At 45.4% G+C, this 604-nt stretch carries 1 protein-coding gene; it reads left to right on the top strand.

The genetic code is table 11. The features are described from left to right. The first annotated feature begins 307 nt into the window (after nt 1–307). Nucleotides 308–586, top strand: coding sequence for a hypothetical protein (locus tag K7H09_RS21300; protein ID WP_330165626.1), 279 nt, complete (start codon nt 308–310; stop codon nt 584–586). Nucleotides 587–604: the final 18 nt, after the last annotated feature.

Below are 604 nucleotides of genomic sequence, written 5' to 3' on the forward strand. Positions count from 1 at the left end.
ACCCACCCATGGTTTGAGCGATACCCTGCTATCGATTTTGGCGGCAAGGACAAGTGAGATTTGTGATGCACTAGATCAGACAACTGCCTTATATGCCCCTTCTCCCTGTAAGCAGGAGGTTACTATATCCTAGTTTTCATCAACTCACTTCCATAAATCATACCAGTGGTCAGGCCACTTCTTGGCCACTGGGCGTCGCAACTAGATGCTGTTCTTGAATACCGTTTCGGTTGAAGCACAGGCACTAAGTCAGCATGACTGATGAGCCTTAAAACTAACATCTACTATTCGAAAACATGGATAAAACATGTCTAAACTCAAACTAGCTTATATCCTGTCACTGAGAAATGCTGCAGCCGATAAAGCGGGGCAACACATTGAGTATAAGGGGGAGAAACAGTACATGATGGCCCCTCTTGAGTATCTGGTGACATCTCTCAACGAGACTCCGCTAGGTGATGCCTACTCTCTGGAGACTGTGATTTATGATGACGATGAAGGCTCAATAAAAGACCAAGAGAAGCTCAAAGACTATGGTTTCTGTCGTCAACTAGGAAAGCCATGGATCTTGCCCCTGGATTCATAGAATAACCGCAGCACTTTG

Origin of the sequence: Halomonas sp. IOP_14 (assembly GCF_021021315.1) — a bacterium.
Taxonomy (GTDB): domain Bacteria; phylum Pseudomonadota; class Gammaproteobacteria; order Pseudomonadales; family Halomonadaceae; genus Vreelandella; species Vreelandella titanicae.